General features: G+C 66.3%; 11 protein-coding genes. 8 read left to right on the forward strand and 3 right to left on the reverse strand.

All coding sequences use genetic code 11. The features are described 5' to 3' along the window. Positions 1-425: 425 nt before the first annotated feature. Together I6N91_RS16695 and I6N91_RS16700 are read left to right on the forward strand one after the other, a co-directional pair. Positions 426-1,028, forward strand: a complete 603-nt coding sequence (locus I6N91_RS16695; RefSeq protein WP_198814416.1) for a TetR/AcrR family transcriptional regulator — start codon at positions 426-428, stop codon at positions 1,026-1,028. A 41-nt stretch (positions 1,029-1,069) separates the two neighbouring features. After that, positions 1,070-1,855 (forward strand): MBL fold metallo-hydrolase, encoded by a 786-nt coding sequence (locus I6N91_RS16700; protein WP_198814418.1) that lies wholly within the window; start codon positions 1,070-1,072, stop codon positions 1,853-1,855. A gap of 81 nt (positions 1,856-1,936) precedes the next feature. Here the strand turns inward: I6N91_RS16700 and I6N91_RS16705 are convergent, their stop codons facing one another. Both I6N91_RS16705 and I6N91_RS16710 read right to left on the reverse strand, forming a co-directional pair. After that, positions 1,937-2,974 (reverse strand): N-acetylglucosamine kinase, encoded by a 1,038-nt coding sequence (locus I6N91_RS16705; protein ID WP_198814420.1) that lies wholly within the window; start codon positions 2,972-2,974, stop codon positions 1,937-1,939. Beyond that, on the reverse strand, positions 2,962-4,221 hold the full coding sequence (locus I6N91_RS16710; protein WP_198814422.1) for a 6-phospho-beta-glucosidase: 1,260 nt from the start codon (positions 4,219-4,221) through the stop codon (positions 2,962-2,964). The genes I6N91_RS16705 and I6N91_RS16710 overlap by 13 nt, the downstream gene beginning before the upstream one ends. A gap of 344 nt (positions 4,222-4,565) precedes the next feature. Between I6N91_RS16710 and I6N91_RS16715 the strand changes: the two genes are divergently transcribed. After that, complete coding sequence (locus I6N91_RS16715) at positions 4,566-5,786, forward strand: MFS transporter (protein ID WP_198814424.1); 1,221 nt, start codon at positions 4,566-4,568, stop codon at positions 5,784-5,786. 66 nt (positions 5,787-5,852) lie between these two features. After that, a complete protein-coding gene (locus I6N91_RS16720) occupies positions 5,853-6,236 on the forward strand; it encodes a glyoxalase/bleomycin resistance/extradiol dioxygenase family protein (RefSeq protein WP_198814425.1) in 384 nt (127 codons plus the stop codon). Positions 6,237-6,321: 85 nt separating this feature from the next. Here the strand turns inward: I6N91_RS16720 and I6N91_RS16725 are convergent, their stop codons facing one another. Further along, positions 6,322-7,665 carry an APC family permease gene (locus I6N91_RS16725; protein ID WP_198814426.1) on the reverse strand — a complete coding sequence of 448 codons (1,344 nt, stop codon included), beginning with the start codon at positions 7,663-7,665 and terminating at the stop codon, positions 6,322-6,324. A 187-nt stretch (positions 7,666-7,852) separates the two neighbouring features. On the opposite strand from I6N91_RS16725, the gene I6N91_RS16730 reads away from it, so the two are divergent. From I6N91_RS16730 to I6N91_RS16745, 4 genes are all read left to right on the forward strand, one after another. Then, positions 7,853-8,452 carry a TetR/AcrR family transcriptional regulator gene (locus tag I6N91_RS16730; RefSeq protein ID WP_198814427.1) on the forward strand — a complete coding sequence of 200 codons (600 nt, stop codon included), beginning with the start codon at positions 7,853-7,855 and terminating at the stop codon, positions 8,450-8,452. 276 nt (positions 8,453-8,728) lie between these two features. Then, positions 8,729-9,280 (forward strand): carboxymuconolactone decarboxylase family protein, encoded by a 552-nt coding sequence (locus I6N91_RS16735; protein WP_198814428.1) that lies wholly within the window; start codon positions 8,729-8,731, stop codon positions 9,278-9,280. A gap of 274 nt (positions 9,281-9,554) precedes the next feature. Next, positions 9,555-10,565 (forward strand): type I glyceraldehyde-3-phosphate dehydrogenase, encoded by a 1,011-nt coding sequence (gene gap / locus I6N91_RS16740; RefSeq protein WP_198814429.1) that lies wholly within the window; start codon positions 9,555-9,557, stop codon positions 10,563-10,565. A 117-nt stretch (positions 10,566-10,682) separates the two neighbouring features. After that, positions 10,683-11,120, forward strand: a complete 438-nt coding sequence (locus I6N91_RS16745) for an HIT family protein (protein ID WP_198814431.1) — start codon at positions 10,683-10,685, stop codon at positions 11,118-11,120. Positions 11,121-11,421 lie beyond the last annotated feature (301 nt).

Raw genomic sequence — 11,421 nt, forward strand, 5'->3', positions numbered from 1 at the left:
CTCGCCCTGGATGTCGACGTCGAGGCGCCAGTCCAACTTGTCGTAGAACGCCTTGGCGCGCTCCACATCGGCGACGGAAAGAATGATGAGTTCGAGCTTGTAATCCATGGTGCTGTTCCTGACTGGTTGGAATGGGTGGTGCACGTTGGGTGGCGGGTCGGCGCCTTGGGGTTGCCCAGCGCCGGTTTCCGACGATGCAGGCAGTCCGTATTTTGCGACTGCACTCATAACCGAGTGCGCTCATAAACTATTCCCGGGCTTATCCGAGAGACTGGAGGTTCACCCCCCGTCCATACGAAAAGCGATCGACCTGCACAGTCGTGATCCCTCCGGTGATGGAAACGGACCTCTGGTGCCTGCATCCGGCATGAGTGGGACTATGCTCAAAACCGAGCACACTCAGAAACTATCGGGGAGGGTCCGTCATGACTGCTGCCTCTCAGCCGCTGGGCCGGCGCGAACGAAACAAACAGGCGAAGCTGGAACGCATCGTCGCCGCCGCCAGCGAGCTGTTCGCCCAGCACGGGGTGGACGATGTCACGACCCAGCAGATCGCCGATAAGGCCGATATCGGTACGGGAACCCTCTTCCTCTACGCCAGGAACAAGGGAGAACTCCTGCTGCTGGTGGAGAACGCCACCTACGGGGCAGCGCTCGAGCGGGGCCGGGCGGGCGCCGAGGCCGCCCCGAACGTGTTGGAGGCCGCTCTTGCCATCGTGCGCCCCATCGTGGAGTGCAACCGCGCCCACCCCGGAAACGGCCGCACGTACCTGCGCGAAATGATCTTCGGGGACCCCAGCGAACCGAACCACGGCGACGCCCTGACCATCATCGCGGAGAGTGAAAAGATCCTCACCGCAGCGGTCCAACGGGACGGGCGGTTCGAAGGAGAGGATGCCGCGACGGTCGCGCGGACCATATCCTCGGTCCTCTTTTTCAGCATGGCGGTCGGCACCAACGCCCCCCTGGGCGTCGAAGGGGTGATGAAGGATATCCGGCGGCAGCTTGCCATCGTCCTGCATCGATAAGGCCGCCCTGGCGCGGCGGCCGGTGATGCGAGGATGGGACGATGGACGCCGAAAGTTCCTCCCCGCTGATCCGCCGCACCGCCCTGACCCGCTCGAGCCTGGCACCCAACCCCGGACCGATGAGCCTCGAGGGCACCAATTCGTACGTGATAGGCGCGGGAGGTCGCTCGGGAGCGGTGGTGGTGGATCCCGGGCCGCTGGACGAGCAGCACCTGCGGAACCTAGCGAGCGGTCCCGTGGAACTGATCCTGATCACCCACCGCCACGCCGACCACACCGCCGGGGCCGCGCGCCTGCACGAACTGACGGGCGCTCCGGTCCGGGCTGCCGACCCGCAGCATTGCATCGGTGACCAGTCATTGCAGGACGGCGAGGTCCTCTCGGCCGCCGGAACCGAGATTCGAGTGGTGGCAACGCCAGGGCACACCTCCGACTCGGTCTGCTTCCACCTCCCTTTGGACGGCCCGGCCGGATCGGCCCTCACCGGCGACACCATTCTGGGCCGCGGAACAACGATGCTCGACCATCCCGATGGTCGCCTCGGCGACTACCTTCGCTCACTTAACCGGCTTGAACTTCTCGGACCGGCCACTGTGCTGCCAGCCCACGGCCCGGTCCTGCCGGCACTCGACGCCATCGTGCGGGCGTACCGCGCGCACCGCCTGGACCGCCTCGCGCAGATTCGCTCCGCGATCACCGGGCTAGGGCCGGATGCCGGAGTACGGGAGGTCGCTGACGTCGTCTACGCCGATGCGGATCCCTCGGTGCGGCGGGCGGCCGAGAGTTCGGTGGCAGCCCAGCTGGAGTACCTCCGCTTCCTGCGGTAACGACGTCCCGGAATTGGTCGGCGTCGACACGCCTGAGGGAATCCGGCGCTGCCCGCGGGGGGTCAGAGCCGTGCGACGTCCTTAAGCGTGACGATAAGATCCGACAGGTCCACGTGGGTCCGTTTCAGACAGAATCTGCGCGAAGGATGCCCGCAGACGGCTCTCGCTTTCCCGGCTAGCCCCGAGGCGATCCAGCCCCAAAAGGGCGGCGCCCACAATCGGCGCCGATCCGGTGGTGTGCGCGGCGGCCAACGGTGCGGCGCCCCGAAGACCACGGCGGATCTCGGAATGAAGGAAATCATTCTCGCTGGTGAGCACCCCTCCTCCGAGGACCACGGTGGTGGGCTTCTCCAGCAGCTCCAGCCGCCGCAGCGCGGCAAGGACGAGGACAACCACTTCCTCCGCCTGCCGCTCGACAATACGCACGGCGACCGCGTCCCCGTCAGAGGCCGCCCGTAGCACCACCGGCGCCAGCGTCCTCAGCTCTGCGGGGTCCAGCCGGCCATAGTGAAGGGCCTCGATCACGTCCTCGAGCGAGCCAGCCCGGAACCGTTCGGTGATGAGGTGAACCAGTGAGGTGGACTCTCCCCTGCCGTCGATCGCCCGCGCCGCCCACCACAGGGCTTCGTCGCCCAGCTGCATCCCGCCGCCCCAGTCACCGGAAATCCGTCCGAGGGAGGGGAAGCGCGCCTGCCTACCGGCCCGCGTCACACCGACACAGTTGATTCCTGCCCCACAGACCACGGCCACCGCGTCACGGTCATCGGTGCCGGCACGCAGGAGTGCGAACGTGTCGTTGTCCACGACGGTCTCGCGAGCCCAGCCCCTAGCCGCCAGCGCCTTCGTCAGCTCTGCCGTTTCGCCCGGCAGGTCTGCTCCGGCGAGATAGGCACCGGCGGAATCTGCCACCCCCACGGCACCTTCGAACCCCGCCTGGGCAGCGGCACGTGCGACGAGTCCGTCGAGGAGATCGGCGCAGCCGTCGATCCCCAGGGAGTGTGGTGAGGATCCGGGCCCCCGCACGTGCGCGAGAACCTCCCCGGAGGAAGCGACCAGCGCGACATCCGTCTTGCTGTTGCCGCCGTCGATGGCCAGCACTGCCGCGTTCATCGTGCCCATGCCAGGTGCTGCCGGTTCGCGCTGAGCAACCGGTCGGTCAGCTGGTCGGCGAGGTCGATCTGCCCCACGAGGGGGTGGGCGAGCAGGGCGCGGAAGACACGGTCCCGCCCGCCCCGCAGAGCAGCGTTGAGCGCCAGTTCCTCGTAGGCCGACACGTGGGAAATCAATCCGGAATACAACGGATCCACCGGTTCCACCTTCACCGGGACGACTGCCCCGGACGTGATCCTTCCGGGCACCTCGATAACGGCCTCCGCCGGGAGGAACGGGAAGGTTCCCTCATTGCGGACGTTGACCACCTGGACGTCGCCGCGGTCGCTCATCAGTGAGGCGACCAGGTTGATGGCCGCCTCAGAGTAGAACGCGCCACCGCGTTCGGACAGCAGCGCTGGCTTCTCATCGAGGGTCTCGTCCGCATACATCCTCAGGAGCTGCCCTTCAATGTCCGCCACCCGCTGCCCGCGGGAGGGCTCCCCGCGCTGCTCCTCCACCACAACGTCATGCTGATAGAAGTAGCGGAGGTAGTAGGACGGGATGACCCCCAGACGGGTCAGGACGCTTTCGGGAAGGTGCAGGTGCCCTGCGATGTCGGCCGCATGACGGTCAAGGAGCAGGGGCAGTTGATCCACGCCGTCGAGGCGCACCGCCCGCTCCCAGGTCAGGTGGTTCAGGCCGACGTGGTCCAGCTCGACGCGTTCGGGGGAAACCTCAAGCAGTCGCGCGAAATATCGCTGCAGGCCGATGGCCACATTGCAGAGGCCGACGGCGCGGTGGCCCGCGTCGAGCAGGGCGCGCGTCACGATGCCCACAGGGTTGGTGAAATCGACAATCCATGCACCCGGTGCGGCGAGCCGGCGCACCCTGTCCGCGACGTCGAGCACCACAGGAACCGTGCGCAGTGCCTTCGCGAGGCCTCCCGCTCCGGTGGTCTCCTGTCCGAGGCAGCCGCAGTCGAGCGGCCAGGTCTCGTCGCCGATCCGGGCCGCCTGCCCTCCAACGCGCAGCTGGATCAGGACCACGTCGGAATCCGTCACGGCGGCATCGAGGTCGGTGGTCGCGATCACCCTGGCAGGGTGGCCCCCTCGAGCGAGAATCCGTCGGGCCAGACCGGCCACCAGTTCCAGCCGCTCGGCGGCGGGGTCGGTCAGCACCACTTCGTCGATCGACAGCGAGTCTCGAAGCCGCGATATGCCGTCGATCAGTTCGGGCGTGTAGGTCGAGCCTCCGCCGACAACCGTCATCCTCATCTTCAACCGCTCCTCGCTGAACCAGTTCGCCTAAGGGCCGGGATGATCGCACCAACGCATTACTTCGGATTGAGCATCCTGCGGAGGCAGCCCGGTTCAGGAGTCTAGCCGACGCTCAAGGCAGGCGCGGCCGGGCACTGCCTCACGGCGCGCCCACCCCTAAACATGTCCGAGGAGGAGGGCAACCGTCCTTTGGCGAGCGCAGGATTCGGTGCTTTGCACCTCGAGATGCGGTAAGTTGTCGGCAGTTTGAAAGCCCGGCCTGAGCCAATCCGGACCCGGCAAAGACGCGATTGCATGGCGCACGAGCGCTCGTCGTCTCCCGAAGGATGGAAGATCACCCGATGCCCGCTGCCGCCCGGAACGCACCAGACCGCACGGCCAGATTCGGCTTCGCCTTCATCGGCGTTCTGCTCATCGCAGTCAACCTTCGGGTGTCCTTCGTCAGCGTGGGACCGGTTCTCGCGAACATCAGTTCAGACCTCGAGCTCTCGAGTGCCGCAGCGGGTTTCCTGACAGGCCTTCCCCTGATCGCTTTCGCCGTCTTCTCACCCGTGGCACCCGGCTTCGCCTCCCGGCTGGGCCTGGACCGGGCGCTGTGGATGTCGCTGCTGATCCTCGCCGCGGGCATCGTGCTCCGCTCCCTCGCCGTGCCCGGCTTCATCTGGGCGGGCACTGCCCTGATCGGCCTGGCCATCGCGTTCCTCAATGTCCTCGTGCCCTCGCTCGTGAAGCGGGACTTCCCACGGAGGGTCAGCCAGGTCACCGGGAGCTACACCGCCACCCAGGCCGCCTTCGCCGCGGTCGGGGCCGCCGTCGTCGTTCCCGTGGCGCAGACATCCCCGGCGGGGTGGCGGCTTGCCCTCGGAATCTGGGTGGGGCTGGCCCTCATCGCCTTGGCGGTGCTACTGCCCTGGCTGCGCCGGCACGGGGCAGGCACCGCGCACGCCACCACGCCGCAGGCCCCCTTCCGCTCGCCCTGGGCCTCGGCCCTGGGCTGGCAGGTGACGATCTTCATGGGACTGCAATCGATCGCCTTCTACATCCTGATGGCCTGGCTGCCCACTATCGAACAAAGCCGGGGCGTCCCCGCCACCACCGCGGGCATCCACCTTTCCGTTTTCCTGCTGGTAAGCGTGTTCGCCAGCCTCGCCACCGGACGGATCCTGCACCGGGGACCGGATCAACGGCTCGTAGCCTTCACCACCAGCGCGCTCATGTTCGTGACCTTCCTCGGGCTCGCGCTGGCGCCGGAGCTCATCCTGGTGTGGGTCATTCTGGGGGCTATCGGATGCGGGGGCCTGATCGTCATCGCCCTGTCCCTCTTCAGCCTCCGCACCGTGAACTACCCGCAGGCAGCGTCACTGTCCGGCATGGCGCAATCCTTCGGCTACGGTCTGGGAGCGGCGGGCCCGGTGATCTTCGGAGGCCTCCGCGACGTGAGCGGAGGCTGGACGCTTCCGCTCCTGGCCACCGCGGTCGTCATGGCGGTGCTCGCCGGAACCGGTGTGCTTGCCGGCCGCGACCGGGTGATCACCGGCTCCGATCGACCCGGAAGTAGATGAGCTTCGCTGAATTTCCTGCCGGCGGGGGCATCGCCACCGCCCGGCGGAGGGTCCTAGACTTTCTGCATGGCGGTGCGCGGCGGGTTCCCCATCCTTTCAACCCAGGACCTTGAGCGACTCGTGAGCTTCTACGAGTCAGCATTCGACGCCGAACGCACGTACGGGTACCCCGGGCCCGATGGAAACGACGTCTTCGTCTCCCTTCGCGTCGGGGGAGCCACCGTCGCCATCGCAGCAGACGAGGTACCCATTGCCGCAGCCGACCGGATAGCACTCTGGTTCTACGTCGACGACGCCGATTCTGCCTACGAGCAGGCCCTTCGAGCCGGCGGCCAGTCGGTGAGGGGGCCCGCCGATATGCCGTGGGGCGAGCGGGTTGCCAGCATCAAAGACCCCGACGGATTCCTGATCAGCATGGGCGCCGAAAAGCGCAGCTCACAGCACAGGTAAAGGTGCGACCGTCGAGCGGCATGGTGGGACGTACCGGAATCCGGTTGTTCGTCTCTGCGGCGGACCCGTGCCGGGGTGGGCGGCGCTAGACCGAGGTCGAGACGCGCTCCTCTCGCTTGCGGCCCGCGCGGGCGACAAGGTACAGCAGCGAACCGACCACAATGTAGGCGATGGCACCGAGCCAGATCACCCCGGACTGCTGGGCCAGCAGCACAACACTGGCGATCATCGCGAGGATCGGCACAATCCGGGGAACCGAGAAGTGCTCGTGCTCCACCTTGTCCTTCTTGAGGACGAGCACGCTGACGTTGGCCGAGAGGAACACCAGGAGCAGCAGCAGGACGGTCGTCTCGGCCAGTGAGTTGACGTTGCCGACAAGAGTCAAAATGATCGTCAGAACTGCGACGACGATGATCGAGACAAAGGGCGTGCGCCGCTTCGGCAGCACCCGGCAGAACGCATCGGGAAGAAGTTTCGCTTCCGAGAGGCCGTAGCCGACACGGCTGGCCATGACCATGAACAGCAGGGTGCCGTTGGCGATGGCGACCAAAGCGATCAGGCTGAACAGCCAGAGTGGGATTCCCACGCCGCTGGCCCGCACCACGTCGAGCAGCGGGCCGGTGGATTCGGCCAGTTCGGCCGGAGGCAGGACGATCACCGCGCCGAGTGCGATCAGGAGGTAGACGACGGCCGCGGTGCCGATGGCCCCGAAGAGGGCCCGCGGGTAGGCCTTGGAGGGGTTGCGCACCTCCTCCGCCATGTTGGCGGCCGCCTCGAAGCCAAGGAAGGAGAAGAACGCGATGACGGATGCCGCGAAGGCACCGCCCAGCGGGGACACGCCCGGAGCGAATTCGACCAGCCGGCCCGGTTCCCCGTTGCCGCTGCCGAGCACGATGGCGGCAACCACAATGACGAGCACGAGGCCGGTCACCTCGATGATCGAGGCAATGAGATTGGCGCCGAGGGATTCCCGGACGCCACGGAGGTTGATCAGCGTCAGCAGGATGATGAAGACGACGGCCGCCGGGCCGGCCGGCACGTCGATGAGCGCGGCCAGATAGTCACCGGCGAAGGCGTTCGCCAGGGCCGCAGCCGTGGTGATGCCCGAGGCCATCATCAGGAACCCGACGAGGAACGACACATAGGGGACCTTGAAGGCGCGCTCGGCGTACCGCGCGGCTCCGCCGGCGTGCGGGTACTTGGTGATGAGCTCCGCATAGGTCCCCGCGGTGAGGAGCGCCACGACCAGCGCGATGAGCAGCGGCAGCCAGATGACGCCCCCGACATCGGCCGACATGGATCCCACGAGGGTGTAGATGCCCGCCCCGAGGGTATCCCCCACGATGAACGCGAACAGCAGCGGGGCACCGATGGCCCGCTTCAGGCCGATGTGCTCACTGGGTGTGGCGGTGCCGGTTTTTTCGCTCATCGCACCATTTGAGTCCTTCTCCAGCCATGACGCAAGAGACAGCGCGGGATGGCATTGGTTTAAGACCGCTGAAACGGTCCTGCCGTCGGCGGGTGATCCAGCAGCGCAGGCCCCAATCCTCCGTCCACCGGCCAGGATCTACGGCCCTATACTGGGCCGACCGGTCAATAAACGGTAGGCTCACTCCATGGGCAGACCGCGCAAATTCCTCGAAACCGATGTCGTCCACTCCGCGGGCAAGGCCTTCTCCGACCACGGCTACGGAGGCACGACCCTCGAGGACCTGGTCGGGGCAACCGGCCTGGGGAAACAGAGCCTGTACAACGCGTTCGGCGGCAAGCGGGAACTGTTCCTGCGGGCACTGAACTCCGACACCGCGGACGCCGTCGCGGCCCTCGATGCGGAACTCGGCGACGAGTCGGCCACGCCGCTGGAGCGGATCCGCGGCCACCTGATCAAACTGGCAATCACCCTCAGCGACGGCGACAAGGGCATTCTCTTCACCAAAGCCACGGTGGAATTGGGGGATCGTGACCCAGACGTCGCCCAGGCCGCCCTCCAGGGCTTCCACGATCTCGAGCAGATTTACCGCCAGTGCGTTATCGACGCACAGGACGGCGGAGAGCTCGACCCGGCCGCCGATGCGTCAGCGCTGGCCTCCTTCTTTGTGGCCCTGACCCGCGGCATGGAGGTCCTGGGCAGCGCCGGCGTCAGCCGGACCGAACTCACGGCCATCGCGTTGACCTCGATCAAGGTTCTCCCCGTACTGGGGGATGTGCCGGCCTAAGGGCCCGCCTGCCGCATCATCGACCCGGCCCGGTCCGGAAAAGAACAACCCACGGCGCCACCCGCCGGCTCAACCGCAGGTCCCAGGTGACCGCGCGGTCCTTCACCATGCCACGGTGCCCAGCCGGCTCCTGCCGGACGCTTCGCACCAGATGCAGCGGCAGGACGGATCGGGCTCCGGTTCTAACGCTCAAGCCGATTTGTTTACGTGAGAATTAAGGGTAGGATCGTTCTCACGCCAAGAAACAAGTTCTAGCGTTACAAATCTGGAGGAACCATGACCCGCATGCCGCTCATTGAACTGGACGAAGCCTCAGGCACCGCACAGGAGCTCCTGGCCCAGGTGAAAAAGGGGATGGGTGCTGTCCCGAACATGACCAAGGCCATGGCGAACAGCCCGGCGACCCTGAAGGGGTACCTGGCACTGTCCGGCGCCTTGGCCGGCGGCGTCCTCGGCCGCAAGACCCAGGAGCGCCTGGCCCTCAACCTCGCGCAGGCCAACGGGTGCGACTACTGCCTCTCGGCCCACACCTTCACCGCACCCCGGGTAGGACTCACCGAGCAGGATGTCCTGGATGCACGCCGCGGCACCGCGGATGATGCCAAGTCCGACGCCATCCTCAAGTTCGCCGCCGCAGTTCTCGAGAGCCGCGGATCCGTGTCCGAGCAGGACATTGCCGACCTCCGGACCGCTGGAGTTTCGGATGAGGAGATGGGCGAGGTCGTGGCCAACATCGCCCTGAACGTTTTCACCAACTTCTTCAACAGGGCCGCCGACGTCGACATCGACTTCCCGGTCGTCAACGCCTCAGCCGTCACCGTCTCCTAGGTACCTGCGCCGTTGGCTCCTCCCCTCGGGGTGGAGCCATTGGCGTTTTCGCTTTCACCCGTGCCCAGGGATGCCTGCCGACCCCGGGTTCGCGCGGGCCGCTGGCCCCTTCGCCAGGGACGGCGGACATGCGATCCTTTCCTGAGGGGACAAGGCACCTATAACGTCCACGGTTTCCGTTGGACAGCGGCCGCACGCTAGCGCACCTTCACTGACGCTTCACCGATGGGGTGGGGCGCCGATCAATATCCCCCATCTCCTAAGGAGAACCACAATGACCACCCGTGTAGCGATCAATGGATTCGGACGCATCGGACGCAGCTATTTCAGGGCCGCCCTCGAACAGGACGCCTCCTTCGAGATCGTGGCCGTCAATGACCTCACCGACGCCGAGACGCTGGCCCATCTCCTGCGCTACGACTCCGTCGTCGGCAAACTGCCCGTCCCAGTGGAGGTGAGCGGCGGCAATCTCATCGTCGGCGGGCACACCGTGCGCACCTTCGCGGAGAAAGATCCGGCGGCACTGCCCTGGGCAGAGCTGGAGGTCGATATTGTGATCGAATCGACCGGCTTCTTCACCAAGGGCGCGGACGCCGGGAAGCACCTGACCGCCGGCGCGAAGAAGGTCATCATCTCCGCTCCCGCAACCGATGAGGACGTGACCCTGCTGCTGGGAGTCAACGAAGGCGACTACGATCCGGCCAAGCACCACATTCTTTCCAACGCTTCCTGCACAACGAACTCGGTGGGCACCCTGGCCCGCGTCCTGCACGAGGCGTTCGGGATTGAAAAAGCGCTGATGACCACGATCCACGCCTACACCGCGGACCAGAACCTGCAGGACGGACCGCACCGGGATCTTCGGCGGGCACGCGCCGCGGCCATCAACATCGTCCCGACCTCCACCGGCGCGGCGAAGGCCATCGGCGTCGTCATGCCCGAACTCAAGGGCAAGATCGACGGCTACGCGATGCGCGTCCCCGTACCGGTTGGCTCCGCCACGGACCTCACCGCGACGATCAGCCGCGAAGTCACGGCCGAGGAGGTCAACGCGGCCTACAAGGCTGCTGCCGAGTCGGGCCCGGTAAAGGGTTATCTGACGTACACCGACGATCCGATCGTCTCCTCGGACATCGTGGGAAATCCCTCCTCATCGATCTTCGACGCCGGGCTCACCAAAGTCATCGGCAACCAGGTGAAGGTTGTTGCCTGGTACGACAACGAGTGGGGCTTCTCCAACCGGATGGTGGACCTGACCAACCTCGTGGCCGATTCCCTGGCCTGATCGGGAGGAGCCATGGGGGCGCACGGCCCACCCGCCGGCGTCCCCATGGCCTTCGGCCGGAGCAGGCATGCCCCAGGTTCTGGCCGGGCGGCACTTGGAGGTCTACCCTCGGGTTCTATGAGCGAGGAATGCGTTTTCTGCGCCATTGGCGAGGGCCGGCTCGACGCCTTGGTGGTCGGTGAGAATCCGCGGGCGCTTGCCTTCCTGGACAGGCACCCCATCAGCGACGGCCATACGCTGGTGATACCGAAGCACCATTCGGAGAACTTCCTCGACATGCCGGCCGAGGACCGGACGGCGGTAGCCGATCTTGCCCACGATGTCGCCCACAACCTCTCACACACCCTGCCGCGCTTCGAGGGGTTCAACCTGCTGATGTCCAACGGGCAGGCGGCGGGCCAGACTGTCCTCCACACGCACCTGCATGTGTTCCCGCGCAGGGCCGGGGACGGTTACCACCTCGAGCAGCAACCGAAGCGCGTACCCTCGGACGAGGAGCTCCGCGCCGTTCAGGCCCTGCTCCTGGCGGGAGTACCGGCCCGCAGTGACGACTAATCCGCCGGCGGCTACAACCCGATCGGTGAGGTTGGGGTGATCGGTGAGGCTGGGGTGATCGGCCGGGCGCGGGCCGGACCGGCCCCAGTGGAACATCCGGTCGGCTTCGTCAATGGGAATAGAATTTTCTTCCCTCCGTTATATTGACCGAAAAGTATAAAACGTGGATCCGGGCCGGAGAATACTGCGGCGGCCCAGCGGGTCCGCCCCCCAGATTGGAAGCCATGCGATTCATCAATGATCCGTCCACCGACCTGACCTATGCCGATGTGTTCCTGGTGCCCTCGGCCTCGGAGGTGGT

The organism is Arthrobacter sp. MSA 4-2, from assembly GCF_016405885.1.
Lineage (GTDB): Bacteria > Actinomycetota > Actinomycetes > Actinomycetales > Micrococcaceae > Arthrobacter_D.

What these genes read in the sequence shown, in the direction of transcription:
- I6N91_RS16710 (WP_198814422.1), bottom strand. Translation starts at nt 4,221, where the DNA reads ATGAGGATGACGGTTGTCGGCGGAGGCTCGACCTACACGCCCGAACTG.
- I6N91_RS16725 (WP_198814426.1), bottom strand. Translation starts at nt 7,665, where the DNA reads ATGAGCGAAAAAACCGGCACCGCCACACCCAGTGAGCACATCGGCCTG.
- I6N91_RS16700 (WP_198814418.1), top strand. Translation starts at nt 1,070, where the DNA reads ATGGACGCCGAAAGTTCCTCCCCGCTGATCCGCCGCACCGCCCTGACC.
- I6N91_RS16705 (WP_198814420.1), bottom strand. Translation starts at nt 2,974, where the DNA reads ATGGGCACGATGAACGCGGCAGTGCTGGCCATCGACGGCGGCAACAGC.
- I6N91_RS16735 (WP_198814428.1), top strand. Translation starts at nt 8,729, where the DNA reads ATGACCCGCATGCCGCTCATTGAACTGGACGAAGCCTCAGGCACCGCA.
- I6N91_RS16720 (WP_198814425.1), top strand. Translation starts at nt 5,853, where the DNA reads ATGGCGGTGCGCGGCGGGTTCCCCATCCTTTCAACCCAGGACCTTGAG.
- I6N91_RS16745 (WP_198814431.1), top strand. Translation starts at nt 10,683, where the DNA reads ATGAGCGAGGAATGCGTTTTCTGCGCCATTGGCGAGGGCCGGCTCGAC.
- I6N91_RS16730 (WP_198814427.1), top strand. Translation starts at nt 7,853, where the DNA reads ATGGGCAGACCGCGCAAATTCCTCGAAACCGATGTCGTCCACTCCGCG.
- gap (WP_198814429.1), top strand. Translation starts at nt 9,555, where the DNA reads ATGACCACCCGTGTAGCGATCAATGGATTCGGACGCATCGGACGCAGC.
- I6N91_RS16695 (WP_198814416.1), top strand. Translation starts at nt 426, where the DNA reads ATGACTGCTGCCTCTCAGCCGCTGGGCCGGCGCGAACGAAACAAACAG.
- I6N91_RS16715 (WP_198814424.1), top strand. Translation starts at nt 4,566, where the DNA reads ATGCCCGCTGCCGCCCGGAACGCACCAGACCGCACGGCCAGATTCGGC.